The organism is Embleya sp. NPDC050154 (assembly GCF_044460165.1).
Taxonomy (GTDB): Bacteria; Actinomycetota; Actinomycetes; order Streptomycetales; family Streptomycetaceae; genus Embleya.
The window spans coordinates 108,602-132,537 of sequence record NZ_JBITJP010000027.1 but is presented as its reverse complement, the minus strand read 5'-3'; the positions used below and the strand labels follow the sequence as shown (position 1 = coordinate 132,537).

Genomic DNA, 23,936 nt, shown 5'->3' with positions numbered 1-23,936 from the left:
GCGCGCCGGGTGGGCGCCGGATCCGCCCGAGCTCGGGCGCGGCACGGGTCCGCCGCGCCCGTCGGGCCCGGTGGGGCTCGCTCCGACGCACACGTCGCCGAGCGGACGTACCGCCGCCGGACCGCGCTACCGCACGCGTCCCGGGCCCGCCCCGCGCGCGATCGCGGTCAGGTCGACGCCCAGGCCGGTACGTACCCGCCGCCCCGATGCCCCGACCCCGTTCCCCCGGACGGCACCGGTGCCGCGCGTCGGGCGGCGGGCACGTGCCGGATCGAGGTGTGCGGTTCGCCGTCCACGACGGTGCGCCCGCCGCGCGGCTCGAAGCCTCGACGGGTGAACCAGTCGGCGCTGCGCGCGTACACGTCGGAGATCACCGGGCGCGGACCCGCCAGCACCAGCGCGTGCCGGACCAGCACGGTGGCATGCCCCTGTCGACGATGCGACAACAACGTACAGACGCGGCCCATCCGCAGCAGGCCGTCCCCCTCCTCGGTCAGCCGCAGCGTGGACACCGCCTCGCCGTCCTGTTCCGCCCACAGGTGCGCGGTTCCCGGCTCGATGTCGCGGCCGTCGGGATCGAGCCAGGGCTGCCGGCGTGCGACCACGAAGACCCGGCTGCGCAGCGACAGCAGCCGGTACAGACTCGCGGCGTCGATTTCGCCCGCTGTTCCGTAGAAGTACGACACGTCCATATGCCGCAGGGTGGCACCGCGAGGGCGCCGTCGGGCGACCCCGATCTGCCACGCGGGCAACGCTCGGATGAACTCTTGTGGGCCGGCAGGCGGCGTCACGAGCAGGTGCAGGCCGGGTCTCGGGCGGGTACCGGCCGATCCACGTGTCAAATATCCCACTGCGTGCCGGACCTCGGGCGTGGAAGACTCGCAACCTCGCCCGCCTCCACCGTGCACACGAGGATCTCGCGGGCGACTGCCCTGCGAGGAGGAGATATCCAGGTGAGCGTCGAAGAGTTGTCGCAACCACAACATCGTCCGTTGCCCGAGGTACGTCAGTCGGGCAAGCTCGCGGACGTCTGTTACGACATCCGGGGTCCGGTTCTCGACGAGGCGAAACGCCTGGAGGACGAGGGACACCGGATCCTCAAGCTGAACATCGGCAACCCCGCGCCGTTCGGCTTCGAGGCCCCCGACGAGATCCTGCACGACATGATCCGCAACCTGCCGTCCGCGCAGGGCTACTCGGACTCCAAGGGTGTGTTGTCCGCCCGCCGAGCGGTGGTCCAGCACTATCAGACGCGCGGTATCGAGGGTGTCGACGTCGACGACGTCTACCTGGGCAACGGCGTCTCCGAGCTGATCGTGATGGCCCTGCAGGCGCTGTTGAACAACGGCGACGAGGTGCTCGTGCCGATGCCGGACTACCCGCTGTGGACGGCGGCGGTCAGCCTGTCCGGCGGCACCCCGGTGCACTACCTGTGCGACGAGAGCGCCGAGTGGTATCCCGACCTCGACGACATCGCGGCCAAGATCACCGACCGCACCCGGGCGATCGTGGTGATCAATCCGAACAACCCGACCGGTTCGGTCTACCCGCAGCGGATCCTCGAAGGCATCGTCGAGCTCGCCCGCCGGCACGGACTCCTCCTCCTCGCCGACGAGATCTACGACAAGATCCTCTACGACGACGCCGTGCACGTCCCGCTCGCCTCACTCGCGCCGGACCTGCTGTGCCTGACCTTCAACGGCCTGTCCAAGGCCTACCGGGTGGCCGGATTCCGCTCCGGGTGGTTGCTGCTGTCCGGCCCCAAGCGGCACGCGACCAGCTACATCGAGGGCCTGAACATCCTGGCCAACATGCGCCTGTGCGCGAACGTGCCCTCGCAGCACGCGATCGCCACCGCGCTCGGCGGCTACCAGAGCATCAACGACCTGATCCTGCCCGGCGGCCGGCTGCACGCCCAGCGCGACGCCGCGTACGAGGCGCTGATCTCGATCCCGGGGGTGACCTGCGTCAAGCCCAAGGGCGCGCTGTACGCGTTCCCCCGGATCGACCCGGACGTGTGCAAGATCGTCGACGACGAGAAGTTCGTCTTCGACCTGCTCCAGAGCCAGCGCATCCTGGTCGTGCAGGGCACGGGATTCAACTGGCACCAGCCGGACCACTTCCGCGTCGTGACGCTGCCCCAGGTCGACGACCTGACCGACGCGATCACCCGGATCGGCGAGTTCATCGGGTCCTACGGGCAGTGATCCGACGCCGACCGCGGGCCCGGCGCCGACCGGCGTCGGGCCCTCGGCGCTCTTCAGGCCAGGAGCGGGCGCACGGCGAGCTTCCTGACGTGCGGCACGACCAGCTCGCCGAACGCGGCGGTCTGCTCCAGGTACTGTTCCCGCGACGTGGCCGGCAGGGTCAGCGTCACCCCGGTCACCCCGGCCTCGGCCTGCTCGGTCAGGTCCGCGACGATCGCCTCGTGGTCGATGCCGTCGCCGTCGAACATGCTCATCCCGCGCGGCATGAAGGTGATGTCGATCGGGTCGGTGCGGCCCACCGAGGCCGCGTACTCGCGGGCGTAGTCCAGCCGCGCCGCCAGGTCGGCCAGCGTCTCCAGGCCCGGGGTCTTGAGGTACTTGGACGCGCCCGCCGGGGCCGGCATCGGCAGCCAGCCGTCGCACAGGTCCACCACCCGGCGGATCGCCCGCTTGCTGTTGCCGCCCACCCAGATCGGGATCCGCGGCTGCGCCGGGCGCGGGCGCATGGTGTTGCCCGCCACGCTCTCCCCGGTCCACGCCGCGCGCATCGCCCGCAGCGCGTCGTCCAACACGTCGTTGCGGTTCGCGTAGTCGGCGCCCAGCGCGGCGAACTCGGGCTCCAGGTAGCCCGCGCCCACGCCCAGGATCACCCGACCACCGGAGAGCGCGTCCAGCGAGGAGATCATCTTCGCGGACAGATACGGGTTGCGGTACGCCGGGACGAACAGGTTGGTGTGCAGCCGCAGCCGGGTGGTGGCCGCCGCCGCGAAGGACAGCGTGACCATCGGATCCAGCGTGTGGTGGCCGCCGTGGGCGAGCCACTGGTCGCCGGGGAACGGGTGGTCGGTGGTGAAGACCGCGTCGAACCCGGCGGACTCGGCCGCGCGGGACATCTCCATCACGGCCTCGGCGCTGATCAGGTCGGCGCCGGCCTCGACCAGGTGCGTGGGCAGTCCGAGCGAAAGGAACATGGCGGCAACGTAGCAGCGACCTGACGCATCGTCAGTAACCGCTGCCACAGCCGTCATCCGCCGTAGGTCGTGGCCGGCGGCTTGGCCGGCCCGAGCGCCTTGCCCAACCATTCGTCGTACAACTGCTGCCAACGGCCGCTGCTCTTGAGCTGCTCCAGCACCCCGTTGAGGAAGCGCACGAAGTCGGTCTGCCCCTTGGGCACCGCGATGCCCTTGACCTCCTCCACGGTGGTCGGGCCGACCACGTCCAACCACGGGTCCTGCTCGCGCAGGCTCTCCAGGAGCGAGGCGTTGGTGTACGCCGCCGCCACCCGGCCCTCCTGGAGCGCGACCAGGCAGTCGGTCCGGTCCGCCACCGCGTACACCCGGGCCTTGGACTCGGCCACCCGGCGTTCGGGCGTGGTGTTCGCGGACACGCACACGTACTTCCCGGCCAGATCCGCCAGACTGGCCACCTTCGTGCCGCGGGGCACCAGGAAGCGCAGCGCGTCGTCGAGGTAGACGCCGGAGAACTCCACCTGCTGTCGGCGCTCGCAGGTGATCGTCATCGCGTCCACGACCATGTCCGCCTGGCCCTCGACCAACACGTCGATCCGGCGACCGGGCGGAATGGTCCGGAACTGGATCCGGTCCGGGTCGCCGAAGATCGCCTTCGCCACCTCCCGGGCCAGCTCTATGTCGAAGCCCTCCAACTCCCCGGTGCCCGCACTGCGCGCGGAGAACATCCGGGTGTTCTGGTCGACGCCGACCACCAGCTTGCCCCGCCCCTGGATCGACGCCATCGTCGAACCGGCCGGCATCGTGCCGCCCGGCCGGGGCGGGGTGATCGGGGTCAGGCTCCGACTCGGGTCGCACGGCGGCGCCGGCACCGGGGGCGCGAGCACCGGATCGGGTACGCCGACCTCCACCGGGGCGTACCGGGACGGGGAGCGCGCGTCGGCGCCGTCCGCCCCGCCACTCCCGCACGCGGTCACCAGAAATACCAGTGCCAGGGCCGCCACTCGACGTGACGCTGCATCAACTCTGTTGGGCCACACGGAAGGCAGCATCGCAGGTGGGGTGCCGCGGGAAACGAGGGCGTTCCCTCTTCTCGTGCCGAACGTCCGCCGTGGATCGAGGAGGCCCCGAAGCCGGATAGCGTAACCGCACGCGATCGCCCGCGACGCGCCCCGTCGACGGAAGGACAACCATCCATGAGTCTCCAGGCATTCGCCGAGCTGACCGGCCCGGCAGCGGCCACCTTCGACGAGGTGCAGCGCCGCAATCCCGGAGAGCCCGAATTCCACCAGGCGGTGCACGAGGTGCTGGAAAGCCTCGCCTCGGCCCTGACCAGGCGGCCCGAACTCGCCGACGCGGCACTCCTGGAACGGCTGGTGGAGCCCGAACGCCAGGTGCTGTTCCGGGTGCCGTGGACCGACGACGCCGGTCGGGTCCATGTCAACCGGGGCTTTCGGGTGGAGTTCAACGGCGCGCTCGGCCCGTACAAGGGCGGGTTGCGCTTCCACCCGTCGGTGAACCTGAGCGTGGTCAAGTTCCTCGGCTTCGAACAGATCTTCAAGAACGCCCTGACCGGGCTCGGCATCGGCGGCGGCAAGGGCGGTTCGGACTTCGACCCCAAGGGCCGTTCGGACGCCGAGGTGATGCGCTTTTGCCAGTCGTTCATGACCGAGCTGTACCGCCACCTGGGTGAACATACCGACGTTCCCGCCGGTGACATCGGGGTCGGTGGACGCGAGATCGGCTACCTGTTCGGTCAGTACCGACGGATCACCAACCGCTACGAGTCCGGCGTGCTCACCGGCAAGGGGCTGGGCTGGGGCGGGTCCCAGGTGCGCACCGAGGCGACCGGGTACGGCTGCGTGTACTTCCTGGCCGAGATGCTGGCGGCGCGCGGCGACGACCTGGTGGGTCGGCGCGCGGTGGTCTCCGGTTCGGGCAACGTGTCGATCTTCGCCATCGAGAAGGCCCGCGAGCTCGGCGCCCGCGTCGTGGCGGCCTCCGACTCGACCGGCTACATCGTCGACGACAAGGGCTTGGACCTGGACCTGCTCAAGGAGATCAAGCTGGACCGGCGCGGCCGGATCGCGGAGTACGCCGACCGGGTCGCGCACGCGCGCTACGTGCCGGACGGCTCGGTCTGGGAGGTCCCGTGCGATGTCGCGCTGCCGTGCGCGACGCAGAACGAGCTGACCGGCCCGGCCGCCGCGCACCTGGTCAAACACGGCCTGACGGCGGTCGCGGAGGGCGCCAACATGCCGTGCACGCCGGACGCCGTGCACGTCTTCCGCGCCGCGGGCGTGTCGTTCGCGCCGGGCAAGGCGGCCAACGCGGGTGGTGTGGCCACCTCGGCCCTGGAGATGGCGCAGAACGCCGCCCGCACGTCCTGGAGCTTCGCCGACACCGACGCCCGGCTCGGCGCGATCATGCGCGACATCCACGACACGTGCCTGAGCACCGCCGCCGAGCACGGTCACGAGGGCGACTACGTGCTGGGCGCCAACGTGGCCGGCTTCCTGCGCGTCGCCGACGCGATGAACGCCTTCGGCGTGGTGTGATCCACGGCTGAACCCCACGCGTCGCCGCCGTCCGACCGGTCTCCCCCGGTCGGGCGGCGGCGCCCGGTCGGCGCTCAGTCGACCGTGCGCCGGAACACCTGCCGCGAACCGCCCTCGGGCCCCGGCTCCGCGGGCTCGGCCGGCACGAAGCCGAGCGACGCGTAGAACGCGCGCGAGCCGCCCTCGATCGCGCCCGGGTGGTCGAGCCCGAAGGTGATCAACTCGACGGTTCCCGGCCCGCGTACGTACCGGCTCGTCGCCTCCGCCATCAGCGCCCGGCCCACGCCTCGCCCTCGGGCGGCCTCGGCCACCACCAGCCAGTGCACGTGATGCACCGGCGGTTCCGCGCCGAACAGCAGCCCGCCCAGCAGGCCGGGTCCGGTGTCGGCGGGCACCACGAGCGCCAGGCCGGTTCGGATGTGCTCGTCCAGCGCCGCGTGGAATCCGGGCTCGTCCACCATCGGTCCGAACCAGTGCTCGACCTCGGCGGCCAGTGCGAGGAATCCGGCCCGGTCCGCCGCATGCGCGGGTCTGACGATCATCGGCCCAGTCTGACAGGGCCGATTCGGCCTGCGAGAGGGGTCTCGGACGCGGGGCTCCCGACGCGGCCCCGCCACGGCCTCGGTTGCCGCCGCGTCCGGCGAAAATCGTTGGCTCCGGCGCCGTGCGCGCTGTTACGTTCGCCGGGTCCGGTCCGCCTCACCGCGGACTCACCCCCTTCGGAAATCAGGTGTTGATGCCCGTCCTCGCGCCGAGCGCGCCTCGTATGACCGCGGTCGGATCCGGCCTCCGGGACTTCCCCGACGCTCGCTGATCCCCCGGTGGGCCCACCGGTCCGCACGCGCACATCGCGGCGGACCGCGTCGACGACCCCTCCGAGACCGCTCGGCGCTTCCTTGCTGCCTTCGCTTCCGCCTTCGGCAAGGAGATTTCCGAGTGTCCAACGGCAACAACAATTCCGGTAAGCAGCACACCGTCCCACCACGCACCGACACCTTCACCTGTGTCCGCTGCGGCCTCACCGTGACCACCGTCGACCCGGCCGGCGGCCGGCGCAACCACTGCCCGAGCTGCCTGCACTCCCGGCACGTCCTCGACCGCGTCGAGGGCGGCCCGTCCGAGTGCGCGGCGCGGATGTCGCCGATCTCGATCGCGGTGCTGCGCGGCGGCGACTGGATGATCGTGCACCGGTGCATCCGGTGCGACGAACTGACGTCGAATGCGATCGCCCCGGACGACAACCAGCTCATCCTGGTCCGGATGGCCGTCCGGCCACTGGCGCAACCGCCGTTCCCGCTCGAAGTGTTCGGGGAGTGGTGACGGTGGCCCGCCGCAGACCGGCCAACCGCCGCCCGCAGCGGTACAAGGACGTCACCCACGGGCGGACCGGACGCGGCGACGCGTTCCGCTGCGTGGGTTGTCGACTCGACGTGCCGTTGCTCGCGCCCGGTACGGCGCATCGCAACCACTGTCCGCACTGCCTCACCAGCCTGCACCTCGATCGCCGTGTCCCCGGTGATCGGGCGGCCGACTGTCGGGGCCGGATGAGCGTGCTGAGCATGTCCGTTCGGCCGGACGGGGAGTGGCAGTTGATCCATCAGTGCCAGTCCTGTGGGGCGCTCGGCGCGAACCGGATCGCCGGCGACGACAACCCGCTCGCGCTGATCCGGCTGGCGCTGCGCCCGTTGAGCGACCCGACCCGCCCGATCCGCGCGCTGCTCACGTTGTAGGGCCGCGCCCGACACGGTGGCGGGTGGGCGCCGGCCGGGCCGACGACGGCCCGGCCGGCGCCCGGGCGCGAGCGCGGGCGTCGCGGACGTCAGTCCATGCCGGTTCGGCCCGGGGACCAGAAGGGCTTGGTGATCACCGACCTGCGGTCCCAGCCGTGGTCGGCGACCAGTCGGTCCCGGACCAGCTTGACCGTCTTGGCCTCGCCCGCCACGTAGGCCACGCCCGGCGTGGCGGGCAGCGCCAGCCGGCCCACCGCGTCGGCCAGGGTCGCCGAGGAGGCCGCGGACGCGTCGCCGCGTTCGAGCCAGGTGAGCCGTTCGGCGTGCGGTATCGGCAGCCGGTCGGCCGCGGTCGCGGTCTCGATCACCCCGTACACGTTCACCGCCGGGCCCACCGCCGCGATCATCGCGCCCAGCGCGACCGACGCGGTCTCCTCGCCGACGAACACGTGATACGGCGCGTCCGGACGCAGCACGAAGCCGCCCTCGGGCCGGCCGAACCGGACCCGGTCGCCGGGCCGCGCCGCGCGACCCCACGCGGCTCCGGGCCCCGTGTCGCCGTCGTGGTCCAGCACGCACAGGTCCAGCGTCCCGGCCCGCGGGTCGTTGCCCCAGACCGAGTAGGTACGCAGCAGGTTGCCCGCCCCCTGGCGCCAACCCGCCATCGAGAGCACGTCGTTCACATGCACCCGGACCTGTTGTCCAGGCCGGCAGGACAGTCCGCGCAGCGCGTCGTCGTGCATCCGGATCCGTCGCATCCGAGCCGCGATCGGCTCCGTCTCGACGACCGTGGCGGACAGGAACACCCGGTCGAGCAACCGGCCCATCGGGCCTCGCCGCCGACTCGTCTCGCGGTTCACGCGGTCCTCCCGGAAGTGCCCGAGTCGGCCGAGGCGCCCGCGCGGTCGCGATAGCCCATCGCGACCGCGGCGGTGGCCACCAGCAGCAGGCCGCCGACGACCAGGAAGCCTACCGACATCGCGTCGGTGAACGAGTCCACGACCCGGGCGTGTTCCGCGCCCCGGGTCCGGGAGAGTTCCACGGCCGGTTGACCGGAGAACCGGCCGGCCAGGATGGTGCCGAACACCGCGACCCCCAGCGCCGCCCCGACCTCCCGCGCGGCGGTGTTCAGGCCGGAGCCCAACCCCGCCTGGTGTTTGGGCAGTTCGGAGACCACACCGAAGGAGAGCGCGGGCGCGCACAGTCCCATGCCCGCCGAGAGGATCAGCAGGAACCCGGCGTACACCGCGTACGGGGTACGTGCGTCCACCGTCGCCATGCACAGCAGCCCGATCCCGATCAGGCTCAGCCCGAACACCACCAACGGCCGGGTACCGACCCGCTGTTGCGCCTTGACCGCGATCTTCGGCGCGAGGGCCATGCCGACCGTGAGCGGGATGATCGCGAAGCCGGTGCGCAGCGCCGAGAAGCCCTTCACGTATTGCAGGTACTGGGCGTTGATGAAGAACAGCGAGAACAGTCCGAAGAAGCTCGCACCGATCCCGAGCACGCCGGCCCGCAGCTTGGCGGACTTGAACACGCGCGGGTCCAGCAGCGGGTGTTCGGCACGGAGCGCGTGCACCACGAAGCCGCCCAGGAGCAGGCCGCCGAGCGCGAAGCCGCCGATCACATGGGTGGAGCCCCAACCGAACTCCGGGCCCTCGATGATCCCGTACAACACCGCGACCAGGCCGGTGATCAACAGCGCGGAACCGATCGGGTCGAGCGCGGCCGGGTGGGTGGCGGTACGCGGGGTCACCCACTGGACGATCGCGGCGAGCACCGCGGCCAGCGGGACCATGATCCAGAACAGGCCCTGCCAGGGCAGGTATTCCTGGACCAGACCGCCGCCGACGTTGCCGAGCAGGCCGCCCAGGCCGACCGCGAGTGTCCAGGACGCCATCGCCTGGGGCCGGCGTTCGGCCGGGAAGACGTGCATCAGGATCGACATGGTCGCGGGCATGATCAGCGCGGCGCCCGCGCCGGAGACGCCCCGGCCGGCGATCAGCGTGGCCGAGTTCGTGGCGAGCGCGCTGACGCAGGCACCGGCGGCGAACACGCCGAGCCCGGCGAGCAGCGCGCCCTTGCGGCCGTAGCGGTCGCCGAGCGCGCCGGCGGGGATGAGCAGGCCGGCGAAGACGATCACGTACGCGTCGACGATCCACAGGATGTTGTCGGCGGACGGATGCAGCCGGGACGCGGCCAGTTGCGGAATGGCCAGGTTGATCGCGGCGACCATGCTCTGCGCGACCAGCACGCAGGCACACATCGCGAGGAGCACGGCGCGCGACGCGCCGGCGGGTTCGGTTTCGGATTCGGCACCGCCGGCGCGTGGCGCCGACGTGCCCAGGACGGGCGTGGACATGGGTCCCCCAGGAGCTGACCGACGAAGGAGGAAGGGATGTTGCGGGGACTGCGTGTCCGGACCCGTTCACCGTAGGCTGAGCAACCGATTGACTCCAGTGCATGTTTTGCATGGAAAGGATGCGTGTGACGCAATCCGGGATGGACCTCAACCTGCTGACCGCGTTGGACGCGCTCCTGGAGGAGTGCAGTGTCTCCGGTGCGGCGCAGCGCATGCACCTGTCCGAGCCGGCGATGAGCCGGACGCTGGGCCGGATCCGCAAGGCGCTGGGCGACCCGGTGCTGGTCCGGGCCGGCCGCTCGATGGTGCCGACGCCGCACGCACTGGCCATCCGGGCCGAGGTGCGCACCATCGTGGAACGTGCCACGACCCTGTTCGCCGCCGCCGGCGACGTGAACCTGGGCACGCTGTCGCGCACGTTCACCGTGTGGTCGCACGACGCGTTCGCCGCCGCGTGGGGCGCGCAGTTGTTCGCGCGCGCGGCGCGTGAGGCACCGGGCGTACGACTGAAGTTCCTCGCGGAGAGCCACGTCGACACCCCGGCGCTGCGCGAGGGGGTCGCCGATCTGGAGGTGGGCGTGATCGACACCACTTCGCCGGAGGTACTCACCGAGCACCTCTTCGAGGACCGGATGGTCGCCTGCGTGCGGGCCGGTCACCCGCTGCTGCGCGGTCGGTGCACGCCCGAGCGGTTCGCCGCCGCCGAGCACCTGATCGTCTCGCGTCGGGGCAGGATGCACGGCCCGGTCGATGCGGCGCTCGCCGAACTCGGGCTGGAGCGGCGGGTGGTGGGCGCCGCGCCGACCTTCCCGTCCTCGCTGTTCATCCTCGGGGCGAGCGATCTGGTCGGCCTGGTCGCGGGCCAGATCACGTCGATGGTCGAGGGCATGGGGTTGCGCACCTTCGAGGTGCCGTTGGAACTGCCGGGGCTGCCGATGGGGTTGGCCTGGCATCCACGCAACGACGCCGACCTGGGGCACGCGTGGCTGCGGCAGTGCGTGCGCGACGTGCTGCTGGAGACACTCGCCGGGTGAGTCCGAAATCGCGCCGGTCGCACCCGGTCGTGCCCAGCCGTGCCCGGTCGTGTGCCCGAGGGATCAGTTGTCGAGGCGCATCAACTCGATGCGGGTCCCGTCCGGATCGGCCAGGAAGACCAGTTCGGTCGAGCCGGTCTCGCTCGGCAGGCTCGCGCGCGTGTCGGCGAGGAGCGTGCCGCCGTACTCCACCAGCCGCGCCGCGGCGGCGTCCACGTCCTCGACGATGAAGGACAGGTGGGTCAGCCCGAGCTGGTTGCGCCGCCGCGACGGCTCGCCGAGCGGGTCCGGCGACGCGTAGTGCAGCAGTTCGACGACCATGCCCGCCTTGGCGATCATCTGCGAGACCAGACGCACGTCACCCTCGACCTCGAGGGTGTGTGCCACCTCGTTGCCCACGTCGTAGCGCACCACGGGGGTGAAGCCGAGACCGTCGCGATAGAACCGCAGCGCGCGCTCCAGGTCGGTGACGCACAGGCCCAGGTGGGACGCGTTGTAGCTGATGGCGTCGGACATGGCGCGGCTCCCGGGTTTACTGACGATGCGTCAGGTCGGCTGGTGTGCGCACGCTAGCAACGGCGGGCGCAATGATCCACTGCCGCGTCCCGACCGGAGTCGACCGGCCCACGTTTCGATCGACCCTGTCGACGGGACGTGTCGAGCCTCCCGCCCCGCTCAGTCCGCGACCAGGTCGCCCTCGAGCACCGTGATCGCGCTGCCCGACAGTCGCACCCGGTCGCCGACCAGTTCCACGCCGACCGTGCCACCGCGTGCGGACAACTGCGCGCCGGTCATCCGGCGAAGGTCCAGCCGCGGGGCCCAGTACGGACCGAGCGCGCAGTGCGCGGACCCGGTGACCGGGTCCTCGTCGACGCCGACCGAGGGCGCGAACGCGCGCGAGACGAAATCGGCCCGACCGGTGCCCACCGCGGTGACGATCACCGCCCGATACGGCAGCGCGGCGATCATCCCGAGATCCGGGTCCACCGCGCGTACCACCGCCTCGGACGCCACCTCGACCAGCAGGTCGTCACCGCCCGCGGCCACCCGGATCGGCTCCACGCCCAGGGCCAGGCCCAGATCGGACGGGATCGGCACCTCGCGCGGCGGCAACGCGGGGAAGTCCAGGATCACGCCGGCGCTGTCCAGCGACGCGCTGAGCACCCCGCTGCGGGTCGCGAAGCGGATCCGCGACGTGTTCGCGAGGCCCTGCCCGAAGAGCACGTGCGCGGTCGCCAGCGTCGCGTGCCCGCACAGGTCCACCTCGGTCTGCGGGGTGAACCAGCGCAGCCCGAAGTCCGCGTCGGCGCCCGGGTGGGCCACCGCGAACGCGGTTTCGGAGTGCCGCAGTTCGGCGGCGACGGACTGCATCCAGGCGACGTCCTCGGCATGCGCGGGGTCGGGCAGGCACACTCCCGCCGGATTGCCCCGGAACGGCTGGTCGGTGAACGCGTCCACGACGAAAATCCGCATGCCCGTCACCGTACCCAACGACGTCGAACACGCGGGCGGATCCACGACCATCCGAACCACACGACGCCGACGAACGCGAGCGTGCCCAGGCCCACCAGCAGCCACGGCCACCAGCTCAGGTCCACCCGCTCGTCGCCCCGATAGAGCAGATCGTCGCCGGACACCTCCGGCCCGAGCGTGATTCGGGTGTTCGGCAGGTGCTCCTTGAACGACTCGGCCAGCGGGGTGCGCACCTCGCCGACCACCCGCGCCCTGGCCTCGTAGTGGCCGGCGTCCGCCCACATGCCGTCGGTGCGATGTGTGCGCGCGGCCAGATTGACCGAGAAGTAGACCGGTTGGCCGGGCGCGAGCAGCGGCGCGCCGTCCTTGAGGCCGACCATGCCGACACCGTCCACCCGCAGCCGGGTGACCTGGAGCGGTACCCGGCTCGTGGTCGCCACCAGGCGCAGGCACAGTTCGCGGCCCGAGGACAGGTCGAGTCGGGTGTTCGGCGGCACCGGCTGGAAGGTCCGGCAGTCCAGCGCGTCCGGCTGCTCGGCGGGCGGCATCAGCCAGGTCGCCCGGACACCCTTGTCCTTGTCCGCCTCCACGATCCGGGCGGCGGCGCGCAACTGCAGGCCGGTCCGGGCCTGGGTCAGGCCGGTGCCCGGGTCGGCCGGGTCGTCCCGGAGCACCTTCGTGTCCGGCAACACCCGCTGCAGCACCGGCCCCGCGCTGCTGTCGCTCGCCAGCGGGATCGCAAAGCCCGCGATGCCGCGGCCCTCCTCGCCGAGCCGGTCGAAGTCCTTGCGCAGGTCCGGGCCGACCGTGTCGCGGGCCGCGTCGGTGAGCAGCAGGACCCCGTTCACCGAGTTCGGCGCGGAGGTGCGCAGCACGGTGAGCGCCCGGTCGAGCGCCGCGTTCACCTCGCTGGGCATCTCCGCCCGGATCGGCGGCGGGCTGTCCGCCGGGCCGTTCTCGGGCGGGTCCGCGGCACGTACGGCGGGCAGCCGCTCGGCCATCGCGGCCGGGTCGGTGACCGGTTCCAGGCCGTTGCCGTACTCGGTCGCGGTCGTGTCGAAGCTGATCAACGAGACCCGGTCACGCGGGGTGAGCCGGCTCAGGAACGTGGCCACCGCCGAGCGGACCGAGGCGTAGCGCCCGGTGCGGTGCATCGACGCCGAGGTGTCCACCAGGATCACGTAGTTCACGCTCTCCCGATCCGCGCCCAGGCTCGCGATCAGCCGCTCGGCGCCGTACGGATCGGCCGGCTCGGCGGTGACGACCGTCGCCGGTCGCCGGGCCGCCGCGGCCTCGCCCGAAGGCACCGCGGTCGACAACGCGAGCAGCGCGAGGATCACCGGGAGGGCCAGCACGCGCAGCCCGTCACCGTGTTTGAGCGCGGTCCGCAACTGTTTGAGATGGCGACGGAACGCATCGAATTCGTCCTGTTCACGTTCGACGATCAGCAGAGCGGCCTCCGGCCCCCAGATGTGCCCCGCGATCAACACCCGGATCGCCCGCAGTTCCTCGCGGGCCTGCGCCGGGGTCGGTCCACGGGCGGTCAGTTCCCGCTCCAGATACGGCAGCAGCAGGTCGCGCTCACGATCGGGCGCGCCATGCCACCAGCGGCCGACCTCGCGCACGTACAGGTCGCGGCGGGAGCGGGCCGGGCCGTCCACGATCTCACCCGCCCACACCCGGGCCGCCGCGTCGGCGTTCACTCCGCGCAACGCGTCGCGAAACCAGCCGCTCGCGGCGCGCGCGGCCAACTCCGGGCGGGCCCGGGCCACCGCCGCCCACCACGCGTTGTCCAGACCGGGCAACTCGGCGAGTCGGGCGTCGGCGAGCACCGCGTCGGCGACCGCGGCGGTGACCGCCGGATCACCGGCGCGAACCAGTTCGCCGAGCAGTTCGGCGGTCACCGGCACCGCCCGCAACAGCGCGGCGATCCACCCGGCGAAGCGTCCCTCGGCGACCGGCTCGTGCCGCAGCGCCAGCAGGTCCGCCGCCACATACGGCCCGTCCATCGGCGCGCCGCCCAGCGCCAGTCGCAGCACGTCGGCCCGCACCCGGGCGGCGACCGGCGCCTGCGGCCCGAGCGGGCCGCCCAGGAGAACGGCCAGGCCCTGCGCGGCGGGATCCGCGCGGCGGTCGGTGAGCGGGACCAGGGTCGGCCACAGGTCGTGCAGGACGGCGGCGATCGTGGCCTGGTCGGTGTGCCCGGCCACGCGCAGCGTGAACACCGCCTCGGCGGGCGGGATCTCGGCGGGTCGCAGCCGCTCGCCCGCCAACAGCGCGTACGGCGCCAGCCATTCCGGCGCGCGGTCGTCCCACGGCCGGATCACCTCCAGCCACGCGCGCAGGTCGGCTCCCGAGGTGTCCAGGAGCCGGCGCAGCACCACCGGGTGGTTCCACAGCGCGTCGTAGAGCGCGGGCACGTCGGTGGTCGGCGCCGGGCCGAGCAACCGGCACAGGTCGGCGACCAGCGCCTCGGGCGATATCGCGTCGCCGTCCGCCCGGCCCGCGCCGTTGGCGGTGGGATCCGCGCCGCGCGGCGCCCGCGCGGCGGTGCCGGCGGGCGGGGTGGCGTCGGCCAGCAGCGGCGGGACCGGGCCGAGCAGGACGTGTACGAGCCGATCGCCGCGCCCGGCCGCCACCGCGGTGTTCCAGCCGACCGCCAGGCCCGCCGGTCGGGCGCGCAGCGCGGCGGCCATGTCCCGGGTCACCTCGTCGCCGTCCTCCGCCCGCCAGCGCTCGGCGATCGGACCGGACAGCGTGGTCTCCCCGCTCAACAACCGGTCGAGCGCCGACGGCGGGCGGCTCTCGGTCGCCGGCGCCCGCGCCGCGGGGCCGGCCGCGGCGGCGCCCACGAACGCGGCGGCCGCGCGCCGCGCGTCGGCGCCGGATCCCGCCCCCGTCCCGACCCCCGTCCCCGCCGGAGATCCGGCTCCGGCCCGTGCGCCCGCCTCGGCGAGCAACCCCAGCACGTGCTCCCCGGCGGCGGGTGTCCCGGGGTCGCGCAGCGTCGCGAGCGCGACGACCAGCGGGTCGAGCCCGATCCGGCGGCGCAGCGTGGTCAGTTCGCCCAGGTAGGCCCGGGCCGCGGGTTGGTCGGGCACCGCCGGCACACCGTCCAGGGCGACCCGCACCGTGCCGGGCGCGGGCACTCGGCCGAAGGCGAGCCGGGGCCGCAGCCGCCCGGTGGAGCCCATCGAGGTCGCGAACCGCAGTCCGGCGCGGCAGCCGTAGGGCAGCAGCGCGGCCACCCGGTCCAGGAGTTCCAGCCGGGCCCGGGTGTCCAGGCGGTCCGCGCCGGTGATCACCACCGGGCCGGCCAGGACCGCCGCCGCGACCCCGGCGAGCCATTCGAAGTCGCCTGCCCGTACGGCGACCTCGGCGGGCGGGCCGGGCAACCGCACCCGCAGGGGTCGCTCCCGGTCGGTGGGCAGGTCGATGCCGCGAAAGGCCAGCCACAGCGCGGTGTAGCCGGCGCCGGCGGCGGCGATCTCGGCGTACGGCGCGGTGAAATAGCGGACGCCGTCCGGATCGCGCAGGGTCATCGCGACGAAGGGGTCCTCGCGCCCGGTGCTGGTCAGTCCGACCCACCCGGGCGGCGCGTACTCGTCCAGCGTGGGCCGCACCAGCCGCTCGAAGTGCGCCCGCCGCTCCGGCCCCGCGCTGCACGCCGGCACCGCACCGTCGTGGTACCAGGCCCAATGCGCCCGCAACGTGCCCGCGGTCTCGCGGGGGCGGTCGTGTCGGTCGGTCGCGTCCACGTGAACCTTTCTGTGCGCGGGATGCCGGTCGCGGTCGGGGCCGGTCGTCCCGCCGGGGGTTCAGCGGGGCGGCCGGGGGTTCGGCGGCTGGGTGACCGGTGCGTCCACCGGTTTCGGTTGTTCCCCGGGATCGGTCGATATCATCCCCCCGGACCCCTCGATCTGCGGATCGGGCCCGGGCGACGCGGGAACGATGGACGGTCGGGGCGGCACCGGAGCCGCCGGCGTGCCCGGTGCCGCCGGGGCCGGTCGGGGCAGCGTCCGAACGCGGATGCCGTACAGCATCGTGCTCTCACCGATGCGCAACCGTCGCCGGGCCGTGTCGACGGCGCCGCCGTGTTCGTGCCGTGCGGTCACGGTCACACCCCGACCGGCTCGGGGCCGACGCCCTCTGGCGAGGAATGTCGTGGTGGCGCCGGCCGACGACGGGTGTTCGTGCACCCACCGGTGCCGCAACCCCCGAACCCGGAACGGGGCACTGTCGGGAAACGTGTGCCGCCGGTCCTCCAGGCTCAGTTCGATGTAGACGTCCCTGGGGAACAGCCGCCAGATCGCGGTCGTCGTCGCCGCCGTGAGCACCAGCGTCAGCGCGAGCGCCTCCCACACCCACCAGGTGACCGATCCGCGCACCCGGCCGGTGTAGTCGAGCTCGCCACCGAGCAGACGGGGGGCCGTGTACGGGCCGTCGACCCGCAGCAGGGCGGCGAACTCGGTGGCCCGGGTGGCCGTGACCGTCCCGCTCAGCGTCGTGGCGGCCGAGTAGTCGCGCGATGTGCCGAACAGGTCCGATCGGCTCCGGTCCCGGGCCCGTAGCTCCACCGGGAGCCGGCGCGGCACCCCCGGTTCCACCACGATCGGGGTGCGCGGCAGTCCTCGGTCCAACTCGGGGTCGCCGGTGCGCAGATCGGTGACGGTCGTCGAGATGTGGCGCGAACTCGACGTCAGGGTCAGGCACAGCACGGTGCGCGTGGACAGGTCGACCGGCCCGATCGGGGCCGTGGAGTCGGCGCAGTCCGCGTCGGACGGCCGTACGCCGGGCCGGGAGGCGGGTCCGGGGCCGAACGTGGCCCGGACCGTCGCGGCGCCGTCCGCCCGCACCAGCTCGGCGCCCTTGCGCTTGCGTGCCTCGTGTTCCAGGGCGCGCAGCCGCGCGGCCTGTTGGCTGACGGTACCGCTGAGGGTCTGTGCCTGCGGCAGCACCTCGGCGATCAGGTTGACACCGCGCGCGTTGTCGCCGAGCGGCAGCGCGTAGGCGTCGATCGGGCCGCGCCGCTCGACCGCCTTCGCGTACTCCTGCTTCAGCGTCGCCCAGCCGGGTGCCTTGGCGTTCGCGAACTCCGGATTGTCCGGCGCGTACAACTCGGCGTCGGTGAGCACCACGATCACGGTGGGCGGCCGGTACCCGAACGCGGCCCGGTCGTCCCTGGCGATGATCTCGGACACCGACACCATCGCGGCGCCGAAGTCGCTCTCGGTGTCGTTCGGTGTGGGCAGCGAGTCCAGGAAGGCCGCGATCGCCCGGTCGCCCTGCGGCGCCTTGGTCAACGGCAGGTGGGTCGTGGTCCTCGCGCCGAACCTGATCAGCGAGATCCGGTCGCCGGCGGGAACCGCCGGCAGGAAGTCCTTCAGCGCGGCCTTCGCCGCGTCGTAGTTGCCGTCGTCGAGCATCGAGGTCGACACGTCGAGGACGATGTAGAAGTCGGCCGGCTGGGCGTCCACGGCCAACTCGTCGAGCAGTCGCGAGGTGGCCGCCTCCGGGTCGGCGGGCCGGGGATCGTCGGCTCGCCGGGCGCCGGTCGCGGTGGGCGCGCAGATCAGGAGGACCAGCAGGAGGAGCGGGAGAAATGCCGTCGACGCACCGAACCCGCCGGGCGGTACGAGCCGGGTCGCCCGGTGGTCGGGGCTCCGTCGGGGTCGGGACATCGGTCATCCCTCCTTGGCCATGCGCGTGGCTCGCATCCCCAGGATCGGCTCGACGATCCCCTGCGGTCGTGGCCGGCCTTCCAGGCGCGTGCGGTCCGAGGTGACGTTGCGGCAGCTCTCCGGGTCGATCGGTACGCCGTCGGGGCTGAAGAAGCCCACGGAGCTGGTCGCGTAGTAGCGGATGCGGTCGAAGTGCCGGTCCAGCAGCGGCGGCAGCTTGTTCGCGGCCGACGCGCCGAACGGCCCCGCCGGGTCGCACAGCCAGTGGAAGAACGCCTTGGGGTCGCGAATCCGGATCCGACCGTGGCGGTCGAGTTCCGTCCACGCTCCCCATCTGGCCGCCCTGAACAACCGCATGTCGTCGATCTTCGTGACGCATACGGCGAGTTCGAGGGGCAGCAGATCCACGGACCGCATCCGCGGCTGCTGCACGGCGGAGGCCTCGCGGAGCAGCTGCTTCAGGTCGGCCAGACCGTGGCCGGCCTCGCCGATCGGGTCGAACAGGAGGATCAGGCCCGTGCACTCGTTCAGTGTGGGCTGCACCGCGTGGGCTCGGGTCTCGGCCAGATTCGGCAGGTCGTGCACGGTGGCCACGAATCGGGTGCGGTCGGCGAACCGGCGCAGCAGCGGGGTGCGCGGGCGGCGACGGAACAGGAATCGACAACGTTCCGGGTGGCTGGAGACGCCCGGATCACTGGAGGTGATCGACTCGGGCAGGAGCGTGCCGGCCCGAAGCGCGGCCCGGGACTTCTCCACGAAGGCCAGGGTGGCCCCGTCCGCGCCGAAGACGTTCCAGCCGGGGACGTGGTGTCCCGCGTCGGCGCCCTCCTCGACGCGGCGGCGGGTCTCCGCGGCGGCGTCCTCGACCATCGCGAGGAACGTGCTGCGGCCCGAGCGCCGCGCACCCCACAGCGCGATCCGCTTCTCCCGCACGACGCCGTCGGCGGGACCGCGCTCCGCGTCCTCGCACAACGGATCGGCCGCGCGCACGATCGGTTCGGTCATCGGCGCTCCTCCTTCGTACCGACCTCGGTCCCGATGCCGCCGGGCCGGGCGATCAGGTCGAGCAGCAGCGGCGGGCCGCCCGCGTCGGTGGCCGCGTCGTGGCCGAACCGCAGCAGGTCCGCGGGGGCGCAGCCGCCCAGCGTGAAGCATCCGCTCGCGCCCAGCAGGCGCCACGCCTTCAGGGTGCGCGCGGCGGCCGGGGACGCCGGCGAGCGCGCGTGCCCGGCGTCGTCGGTCACCAGCACGTGCCGTACCGGCCGGGCTGCCTGAATCGCCGTCAGGTCCTCGTCCCAGCGGTGCCGATTGTTCGAGCGGGCGGGGTCGGCGCCCGCGATGTAGGGGTGCGGGCCGCGTCGACCGACGGTCACCACGAGGGTGGGCCGGTGCGGCGACCAGTCCAGCGCGTTCCCCCGCAGGAGCGTGAACACGTGCTCCAGGGGCGCGGCGTGGGGGTCCACGATCGCCGAGCCGGTCCAGTGTGCGATCGCGGCCCGAGCCGCGTCCGGGTCGGTGAAGTCGACCCACCGGAGCGGATCGTGCCCGGAGCGCCAGGGTTGCGGGTGGTCGTCGTAGCCGATGACACACGCGCGTCCCCACGGCATGTCGTCTCCCGCGCGGCCCGCCGCCGTCAGCAGCGCGCGGACCAGGTCGAGTCGGGCCCGGGTCGAACTCGGCTCGCCGCCGAGTTCGACCGCGACCAGCAGGTCGCAGAGCGTGCGCTCGCGATGCCAGTGCGGCCGCGGTGGCGCCGGGCCACGCGACACCGGGGCCACCGGGCGGATCTCGGCGGGCCCCTCGGCCACCGTCCAGGCGGCGCCGGAGACGGGAGTGAACCGCAATCGCCCGGAGGTGGGCATGCCCACGGTGAACCGGACCTCGCCCGGCGGGGCGACCACCTTGACGCGTTCCAGTTCGGACCACTGCCGCGGATTCGCCGAGTCCGCGACGACCACCGCCACCTCGTGCCCGTCCACAGCGCCACCGCGCAGCCCCAGGGTGACCTCGGCCAGCGGCGCGCCCGCCGCGCCGGGGATCGCGCCGCGTTCGAGCAGCACCTCCCGACGTTCTCGGCCCGGCACCCCCGGGCCGGGATCCACACCGACCAGGTGCATGGCGTGCCGGACCGGCACGTCCAGGGCCAACCGCTCCACCAGTCGGGGCAGTTCGACCTCCTCGGCGGCGAACGGACCACCCCGCAGCACCGCGGCCGGCGGCAGGATCTCGTGCACGAGCTCCGCCGCGAGCGCGCACCAGGTCCAGTCCGGTCGGCGCTCGACCAGTACGAACGCCCATGCCTGCCGTGCGCGACCGGTGGCCGACGCGCGCAACTCGGCCAGCGAACCGGCCCAGGTCTCGCGCAGTTCGCGCCGCGCTCGCGGACCCAGCGGCTCGGGCCTCTGCGCGGTGCCCACCGCGGGGCTGCGGCCCACTCCGCCGGCCAGGGTCAGGTCGCGGGCGGCGGCGTCCTCGGGCAGCCACGGCACCGCGCCGCGCCATTCCAGCCGGGCCCAGTTCCGTGCCGGTACCCGGACGAAGCCGTATTCGTCGATCGTCACCCACTGGGTGGACAGGTGGCGTGTGCCGATCTCCAGGAACAACAGCAGATCCAGCTCGCCGGCGGTCAGCGCGGTGAGCAGGGTCAGCGCCGCTGCCCGTCCGGACGGCGCGAGCGGTTCGGCGGCCGGGAACGCGGTATCGGAGCGCACCGGGCCGTGCCGGACCAGCTTGGCGAGGTCGTCGGGAACGCCGTCGTACCCGCGCGCGTGCGCCACCCGGATCGCGGCCGCGTGGTCGAACGCCCGCGCCGCGTCCTGATACGCGGTGGGTCCCGGCGCCGGCGGCGGCCAGTCACAACGCGCGCACGGCCCGGCGTGGGGCATCACGCCCCAGCACACGGGGCACACCACCTCGCGCGCTCCGCCCTGCTCGTTCACCGCACCCGGGCCCGTCGGACCGCCCGCCCCGAGTTGCTCGTCCGTGGCTGAACTCCTGGCACGAATCCCCCCGTTCGTCCCATTCGGCAGGCCCGACCCGGGAGTCGCCGGCCGGTGGCACGCGCTCGTGGGCGACGGTGGCTCCCGCCGGGCAGGCCTGCTCGCAGTGACGAGGACTTACCCGCAGTGGCCGATCGTAGTCCCGCGCGTGGCCGAGTCGAGGTGTTTCCGTCGGGTTGTGATCGGACCCTCACTCGCGGGTGATCCCACCGGCGGTCAGTCGACCACCAGCGGCCCTTCCAGCACGGTCACCGTGCCGTCGAGGCCCGCGAGGACCAGTTGCCCGTACGAGCCGCCGGCCACGAACACGCCCGAATCGGAACGAATTTCGGCCAGCCGCCGGCCGGTGTCCGCGTCGTAGGTGCGAATGCCGCCACCGGCACCCGCGACATGCACGAGCGCGCCGACCGCCGTCACCCGCAACTCCGGCTGGGGCACGTCCACACTGCGCCAGACCACCTCCCCACTCGCGCCGTCGAGCGCGTACACGAACCCGTCCGACGTCGCGGCCAGCACCCGTCCGGCCGCCGGCTCGGGCGCGGTCACCACCCCGCCGGCCAGCTCGGTCGACCATGCGATATCCCCGGTGTCCCAGCGCAGCGCGGTGATGCCCCGGGTGGCGAGGGGCACGTACACCAGCGCGTCGTCCGCCATCGGCGCGCCGTGCGCGGCACCGGACAACTCGACCTCCCAGGAGGGCGTTTCCGGGTCCCGATCGAGGTGCCACGCGCGCGCTCGCCCGGTGCGGTCGAGCACCGCGCCCCACCCCTCCCGGGCGCAGACGCCGACCGGCGCGCCCGGGCCGTCCGCGGGCCGCGCCCGCACCCGCCCGTCCGCGCCGCCGACCAGCGCGACACCGCCGTCCAGGGTTGTCGCGAGTACGTCCCGCGCGCCGATCGGCGCCAGCGCGACCACGGCCCCGATCCCGACCTCGACCGGCGGCGACATCGCCTGTCCGCGGGCCAGGTCGTATCGACACACCATGCCGGACTCGGTGCCCGTCCACACCGTCCCGGGGGTGAGCACCGGCGCGCACCGCGTGGAGCCGCCCGCCACGGTGGGCCATCGGGCCAGGCCGGTCAGCGGATCCAGCCCGACCAGGTTGCCCGCCGTGTCCTGCACCAGGATCAGGTCGTCCAGCACGATCGGCCGGGCGCGGATCCAGTCGCCCATCCGCAGGGTCCACCGGTGCACGAGGTCGCGTCGGCGCAACAGCGGGCCGCCGGCCCGGGCCTCCAACCGGCTCGCGCGGTGCTGGTAGTCGGGGCCGAGTCGATACAGCAGCGTCGCGCCGACTCGCGCCAGCGACCGGCTGCGCGGCCCGATCAGCCCGACGGTGGCGGGCTCGCGCGCGGTGAGCAGGTCCTGGAAGTCGAACTCCGCGTGCCCGAGCCGATCATGCACGAACTCCGCGACCCGGAAGTACACCTCCAGGGCGGAGCGCCGACTCATCGCGGTCAGCAGCGTCTCCCGCACGCTCTCGTCCAGGTCGTACTCGGCGTGCTCGCCGCGCTCGTGCTCGTCGCGCTCGGCCGACTCGACCAACAGGCCACTGAGGAACACCTCGGCCGCGAACGCGGGATCCTCCGCCTCGAGCACCGTGGACTGCACGACCCGCATGGTGGCCAGGCTGATCGGCGCGGCGGCGAGTTTGCCGAGCAGTTCGACGGCGGCCGGGGAGGCGCCGGCGCGGAACTCGGCGAGCCGTGCCCGGGGGGTGCGTTCGTCCTCGGCGGGCACGACGACCGGCTCGGCGCCTCGGACCGACGGCCGGGGATCGAGCACCCACGCCGGATTGGCGAACTCGCGCCCGCGGTCGTCGGTGATCATCCGGGTCCAGCGGGAGAACTCGCTCCAGCGACCGGCCGCCGCGTCCGCCGCGTCGCCCGGTCGCAGGCCGTCGGGATGCAGGCCGATCACCGGGATGGCGATCCGTTCGGACGGACGCAGCCAGCGCGTGGTGTGCCGGAGTCGAAAGCTCGACCGACGTCCCGGGCCCACGCCGTGACCGCGGAAGACCACCGGCGTGACCGGGATTCGCGAGCGGTCCCACCACCGCCTGGGCAGCAGGTTCAGGAAGACCACCGGGCATTGCCCGGCCCAGGACGCCAGCATCGCCGAGGTACGCGGGTCCGACCAGGCCGGGCCGACGCCATCGCTGATCACCATCACGATCCGCCGGCCGGCGGGACCCACGGGCGCGGCGTTCGGGCTCACCGTGCCGAACGGGGTGCGCAACACGGCGGCGCCCGCCGACTCGGTGTCCAGCGTCCAGGTGCGCACCGAACGAAAGGTTCCGTGCCCGCCGACCAGCCGGGTGAACTCGGCCAGCAATCGGCGCCACGGGCCGATCGAGGCCGAACCGTCCACGACGAGCGCGAGTTCGAACCAGCGCTCTCGGGCCGGGTTCAGGACCGGCACGATCAGGTCGGTGAACGCCGCGTGCTTCGCCGTGGCGTCCTCGTCCAGCACGACCGAGTCCGGCGCCGGGCCGAAGTGCCGCAACCGGCGCAGCAGTCGGGCCAGTTCCAGGCGATCGGGCAACACGGACGCGGCCGGCGGCGGGGGTCTGCCGAGCCACGCGGGCACCGGCAGGCCGGTCGTCCGTGCGCCGCCGGACCCGGTCTGCTCGACCGACTCCACCTCTTCGGGCACCACCGTGTACGCCTGCGCGGTCCCCGGGTCCGGTCCGCCCCAGTCGCACAGCCCCGACTCGTCCCGTGCCTCTTCCCGTCTTCGCCCCGACGGCGGCTGCGATACGTCCGCGTGCCCCGGGCCGGGGTGCGCTCCCGCCTCGACCGAGGCGGTCGGGGTCAGGGCCTGCGTGCGTCGGTCGCCCGCCGCGGTGATCGCCGCGTTCAGCCAGGCCCAGTCCAGGACCGCGTCGACGGTGACCCCGATGGGGTCCGCTTCCGCCATCG

At 73.2% G+C, this 23,936-nt stretch carries 18 protein-coding genes; 5 read left to right on the top strand and 13 right to left on the bottom strand.

All coding sequences use genetic code 11. From position 1 onward, the window contains the following. Positions 1-167 precede the first annotated feature (167 nt). Positions 168-692, bottom strand: coding sequence for a GNAT family N-acetyltransferase (locus tag ACIBSV_RS40530; RefSeq protein WP_395872269.1), 525 nt, complete (start codon positions 690-692; stop codon positions 168-170). Between the two features lie 300 nt (positions 693-992). Here ACIBSV_RS40530 and ACIBSV_RS40525 point away from each other — a divergent pair, with 300 nt between their 5' ends. Then, a complete protein-coding gene (locus tag ACIBSV_RS40525; protein WP_395872311.1) occupies positions 993-2,207 on the top strand; it encodes a pyridoxal phosphate-dependent aminotransferase in 1,215 nt (404 codons plus the stop codon). Positions 2,208-2,260: 53 nt separating this feature from the next. Here ACIBSV_RS40525 and ACIBSV_RS40520 read toward each other — a convergent pair whose 3' ends face one another. Next, entirely contained in the window at positions 2,261-3,178 is a 918-nt protein-coding gene (locus tag ACIBSV_RS40520) for an LLM class F420-dependent oxidoreductase (RefSeq protein WP_395872267.1), read from the bottom strand. 53 nt (positions 3,179-3,231) lie between these two features. Continuing rightward, entirely contained in the window at positions 3,232-4,179 is a 948-nt protein-coding gene (locus ACIBSV_RS40515; protein ID WP_395872266.1) for a glutamate ABC transporter substrate-binding protein, read from the bottom strand. Between the two features lie 192 nt (positions 4,180-4,371). Here ACIBSV_RS40515 and gdhA point away from each other — a divergent pair, with 192 nt between their 5' ends. Continuing rightward, a complete protein-coding gene (gene gdhA, locus ACIBSV_RS40510) occupies positions 4,372-5,733 on the top strand; it encodes an NADP-specific glutamate dehydrogenase (RefSeq protein ID WP_395872264.1) in 1,362 nt (453 codons plus the stop codon). 74 nt (positions 5,734-5,807) lie between these two features. Here gdhA and ACIBSV_RS40505 read toward each other — a convergent pair whose 3' ends face one another. Then, a complete protein-coding gene (locus tag ACIBSV_RS40505) occupies positions 5,808-6,275 on the bottom strand; it encodes a GNAT family N-acetyltransferase (protein WP_395872263.1) in 468 nt (155 codons plus the stop codon). Between the two features lie 394 nt (positions 6,276-6,669). Between ACIBSV_RS40505 and ACIBSV_RS40500 the strand changes: the two genes are divergently transcribed. After that, entirely contained in the window at positions 6,670-7,053 is a 384-nt protein-coding gene (locus tag ACIBSV_RS40500; protein WP_395872261.1) for an RNHCP domain-containing protein, read from the top strand. Continuing rightward, positions 7,047-7,463, top strand: a complete 417-nt coding sequence (locus ACIBSV_RS40495; RefSeq protein WP_395872258.1) for an RNHCP domain-containing protein — start codon at positions 7,047-7,049, stop codon at positions 7,461-7,463. Before ACIBSV_RS40500 ends, ACIBSV_RS40495 begins: the two co-directional genes overlap by 7 nt. A gap of 89 nt (positions 7,464-7,552) precedes the next feature. On the opposite strand, the gene ACIBSV_RS40490 is transcribed toward ACIBSV_RS40495, so the two are convergent. Then, positions 7,553-8,323: a siderophore-interacting protein gene (locus ACIBSV_RS40490; RefSeq protein ID WP_395872256.1), complete on the bottom strand. Its 771-nt coding sequence runs from the start codon at positions 8,321-8,323 to the stop codon at positions 7,553-7,555. Then, positions 8,320-9,828 carry an MFS transporter gene (locus ACIBSV_RS40485; RefSeq protein WP_395872254.1) on the bottom strand — a complete coding sequence of 503 codons (1,509 nt, stop codon included), beginning with the start codon at positions 9,826-9,828 and terminating at the stop codon, positions 8,320-8,322. Before ACIBSV_RS40485 ends, ACIBSV_RS40490 begins: the two co-directional genes overlap by 4 nt. 119 nt (positions 9,829-9,947) lie before the next feature. Here ACIBSV_RS40485 and ACIBSV_RS40480 point away from each other — a divergent pair, with 119 nt between their 5' ends. Continuing rightward, entirely contained in the window at positions 9,948-10,862 is a 915-nt protein-coding gene (locus tag ACIBSV_RS40480; RefSeq protein WP_395872252.1) for a LysR family transcriptional regulator, read from the top strand. A gap of 63 nt (positions 10,863-10,925) precedes the next feature. Here ACIBSV_RS40480 and ACIBSV_RS40475 read toward each other — a convergent pair whose 3' ends face one another. The 7 genes from ACIBSV_RS40475 to ACIBSV_RS40445 all read right to left on the bottom strand — a co-directional run bounded on the left by ACIBSV_RS40475 (position 10,926) and on the right by ACIBSV_RS40445 (position 23,934). Continuing rightward, a complete protein-coding gene (locus ACIBSV_RS40475; RefSeq protein WP_395872250.1) occupies positions 10,926-11,378 on the bottom strand; it encodes a VOC family protein in 453 nt (150 codons plus the stop codon). Positions 11,379-11,537: 159 nt separating this feature from the next. Next, on the bottom strand, positions 11,538-12,335 hold the full coding sequence (locus ACIBSV_RS40470) for a PhzF family phenazine biosynthesis protein (protein WP_395872248.1): 798 nt from the start codon (positions 12,333-12,335) through the stop codon (positions 11,538-11,540). Positions 12,336-12,340: 5 nt separating this feature from the next. Continuing rightward, on the bottom strand, positions 12,341-16,093 hold the full coding sequence (locus ACIBSV_RS40465) for a VWA domain-containing protein (RefSeq protein ID WP_395872246.1): 3,753 nt from the start codon (positions 16,091-16,093) through the stop codon (positions 12,341-12,343). 60 nt (positions 16,094-16,153) lie between these two features. Beyond that, positions 16,154-18,016 carry a VWA domain-containing protein gene (locus ACIBSV_RS40460; protein WP_395872244.1) on the bottom strand — a complete coding sequence of 621 codons (1,863 nt, stop codon included), beginning with the start codon at positions 18,014-18,016 and terminating at the stop codon, positions 16,154-16,156. Between the two features lie 3 nt (positions 18,017-18,019). Then, positions 18,020-19,021 (bottom strand): hypothetical protein, encoded by a 1,002-nt coding sequence (locus ACIBSV_RS40455; RefSeq protein WP_395872243.1) that lies wholly within the window; start codon positions 19,019-19,021, stop codon positions 18,020-18,022. After that, the gene (locus ACIBSV_RS40450) at positions 19,018-20,955 is read right to left on the bottom strand and encodes a hypothetical protein (RefSeq protein ID WP_395872241.1); all 1,938 of its coding nucleotides are present in this window, start codon (positions 20,953-20,955) and stop codon (positions 19,018-19,020) included. Before ACIBSV_RS40450 ends, ACIBSV_RS40455 begins: the two co-directional genes overlap by 4 nt. 276 nt (positions 20,956-21,231) lie before the next feature. Continuing rightward, positions 21,232-23,934, bottom strand: coding sequence for an SAV_2336 N-terminal domain-related protein (locus ACIBSV_RS40445; protein WP_395872239.1), 2,703 nt, complete (start codon positions 23,932-23,934; stop codon positions 21,232-21,234). Positions 23,935-23,936 lie beyond the last annotated feature (2 nt).

What these genes read in the sequence shown, in the direction of transcription:
- ACIBSV_RS40475 (WP_395872250.1), bottom strand. Translation starts at nt 11,378, where the DNA reads ATGTCCGACGCCATCAGCTACAACGCGTCCCACCTGGGCCTGTGCGTC.
- ACIBSV_RS40520 (WP_395872267.1), bottom strand. Translation starts at nt 3,178, where the DNA reads ATGTTCCTTTCGCTCGGACTGCCCACGCACCTGGTCGAGGCCGGCGCC.
- ACIBSV_RS40485 (WP_395872254.1), bottom strand. Translation starts at nt 9,828, where the DNA reads ATGTCCACGCCCGTCCTGGGCACGTCGGCGCCACGCGCCGGCGGTGCC.
- gdhA (WP_395872264.1), top strand. Translation starts at nt 4,372, where the DNA reads ATGAGTCTCCAGGCATTCGCCGAGCTGACCGGCCCGGCAGCGGCCACC.
- ACIBSV_RS40530 (WP_395872269.1), bottom strand. Translation starts at nt 692, where the DNA reads ATGGACGTGTCGTACTTCTACGGAACAGCGGGCGAAATCGACGCCGCG.
- ACIBSV_RS40460 (WP_395872244.1), bottom strand. Translation starts at nt 18,016, where the DNA reads ATGTCCCGACCCCGACGGAGCCCCGACCACCGGGCGACCCGGCTCGTA.
- ACIBSV_RS40480 (WP_395872252.1), top strand. Translation starts at nt 9,948, where the DNA reads ATGCGTGTGACGCAATCCGGGATGGACCTCAACCTGCTGACCGCGTTG.
- ACIBSV_RS40455 (WP_395872243.1), bottom strand. Translation starts at nt 19,021, where the DNA reads ATGACCGAACCGATCGTGCGCGCGGCCGATCCGTTGTGCGAGGACGCG.
- ACIBSV_RS40505 (WP_395872263.1), bottom strand. Translation starts at nt 6,275, where the DNA reads ATGATCGTCAGACCCGCGCATGCGGCGGACCGGGCCGGATTCCTCGCA.
- ACIBSV_RS40470 (WP_395872248.1), bottom strand. Translation starts at nt 12,335, where the DNA reads ATGCGGATTTTCGTCGTGGACGCGTTCACCGACCAGCCGTTCCGGGGC.
- ACIBSV_RS40445 (WP_395872239.1), bottom strand. Translation starts at nt 23,934, where the DNA reads ATGGCGGAAGCGGACCCCATCGGGGTCACCGTCGACGCGGTCCTGGAC.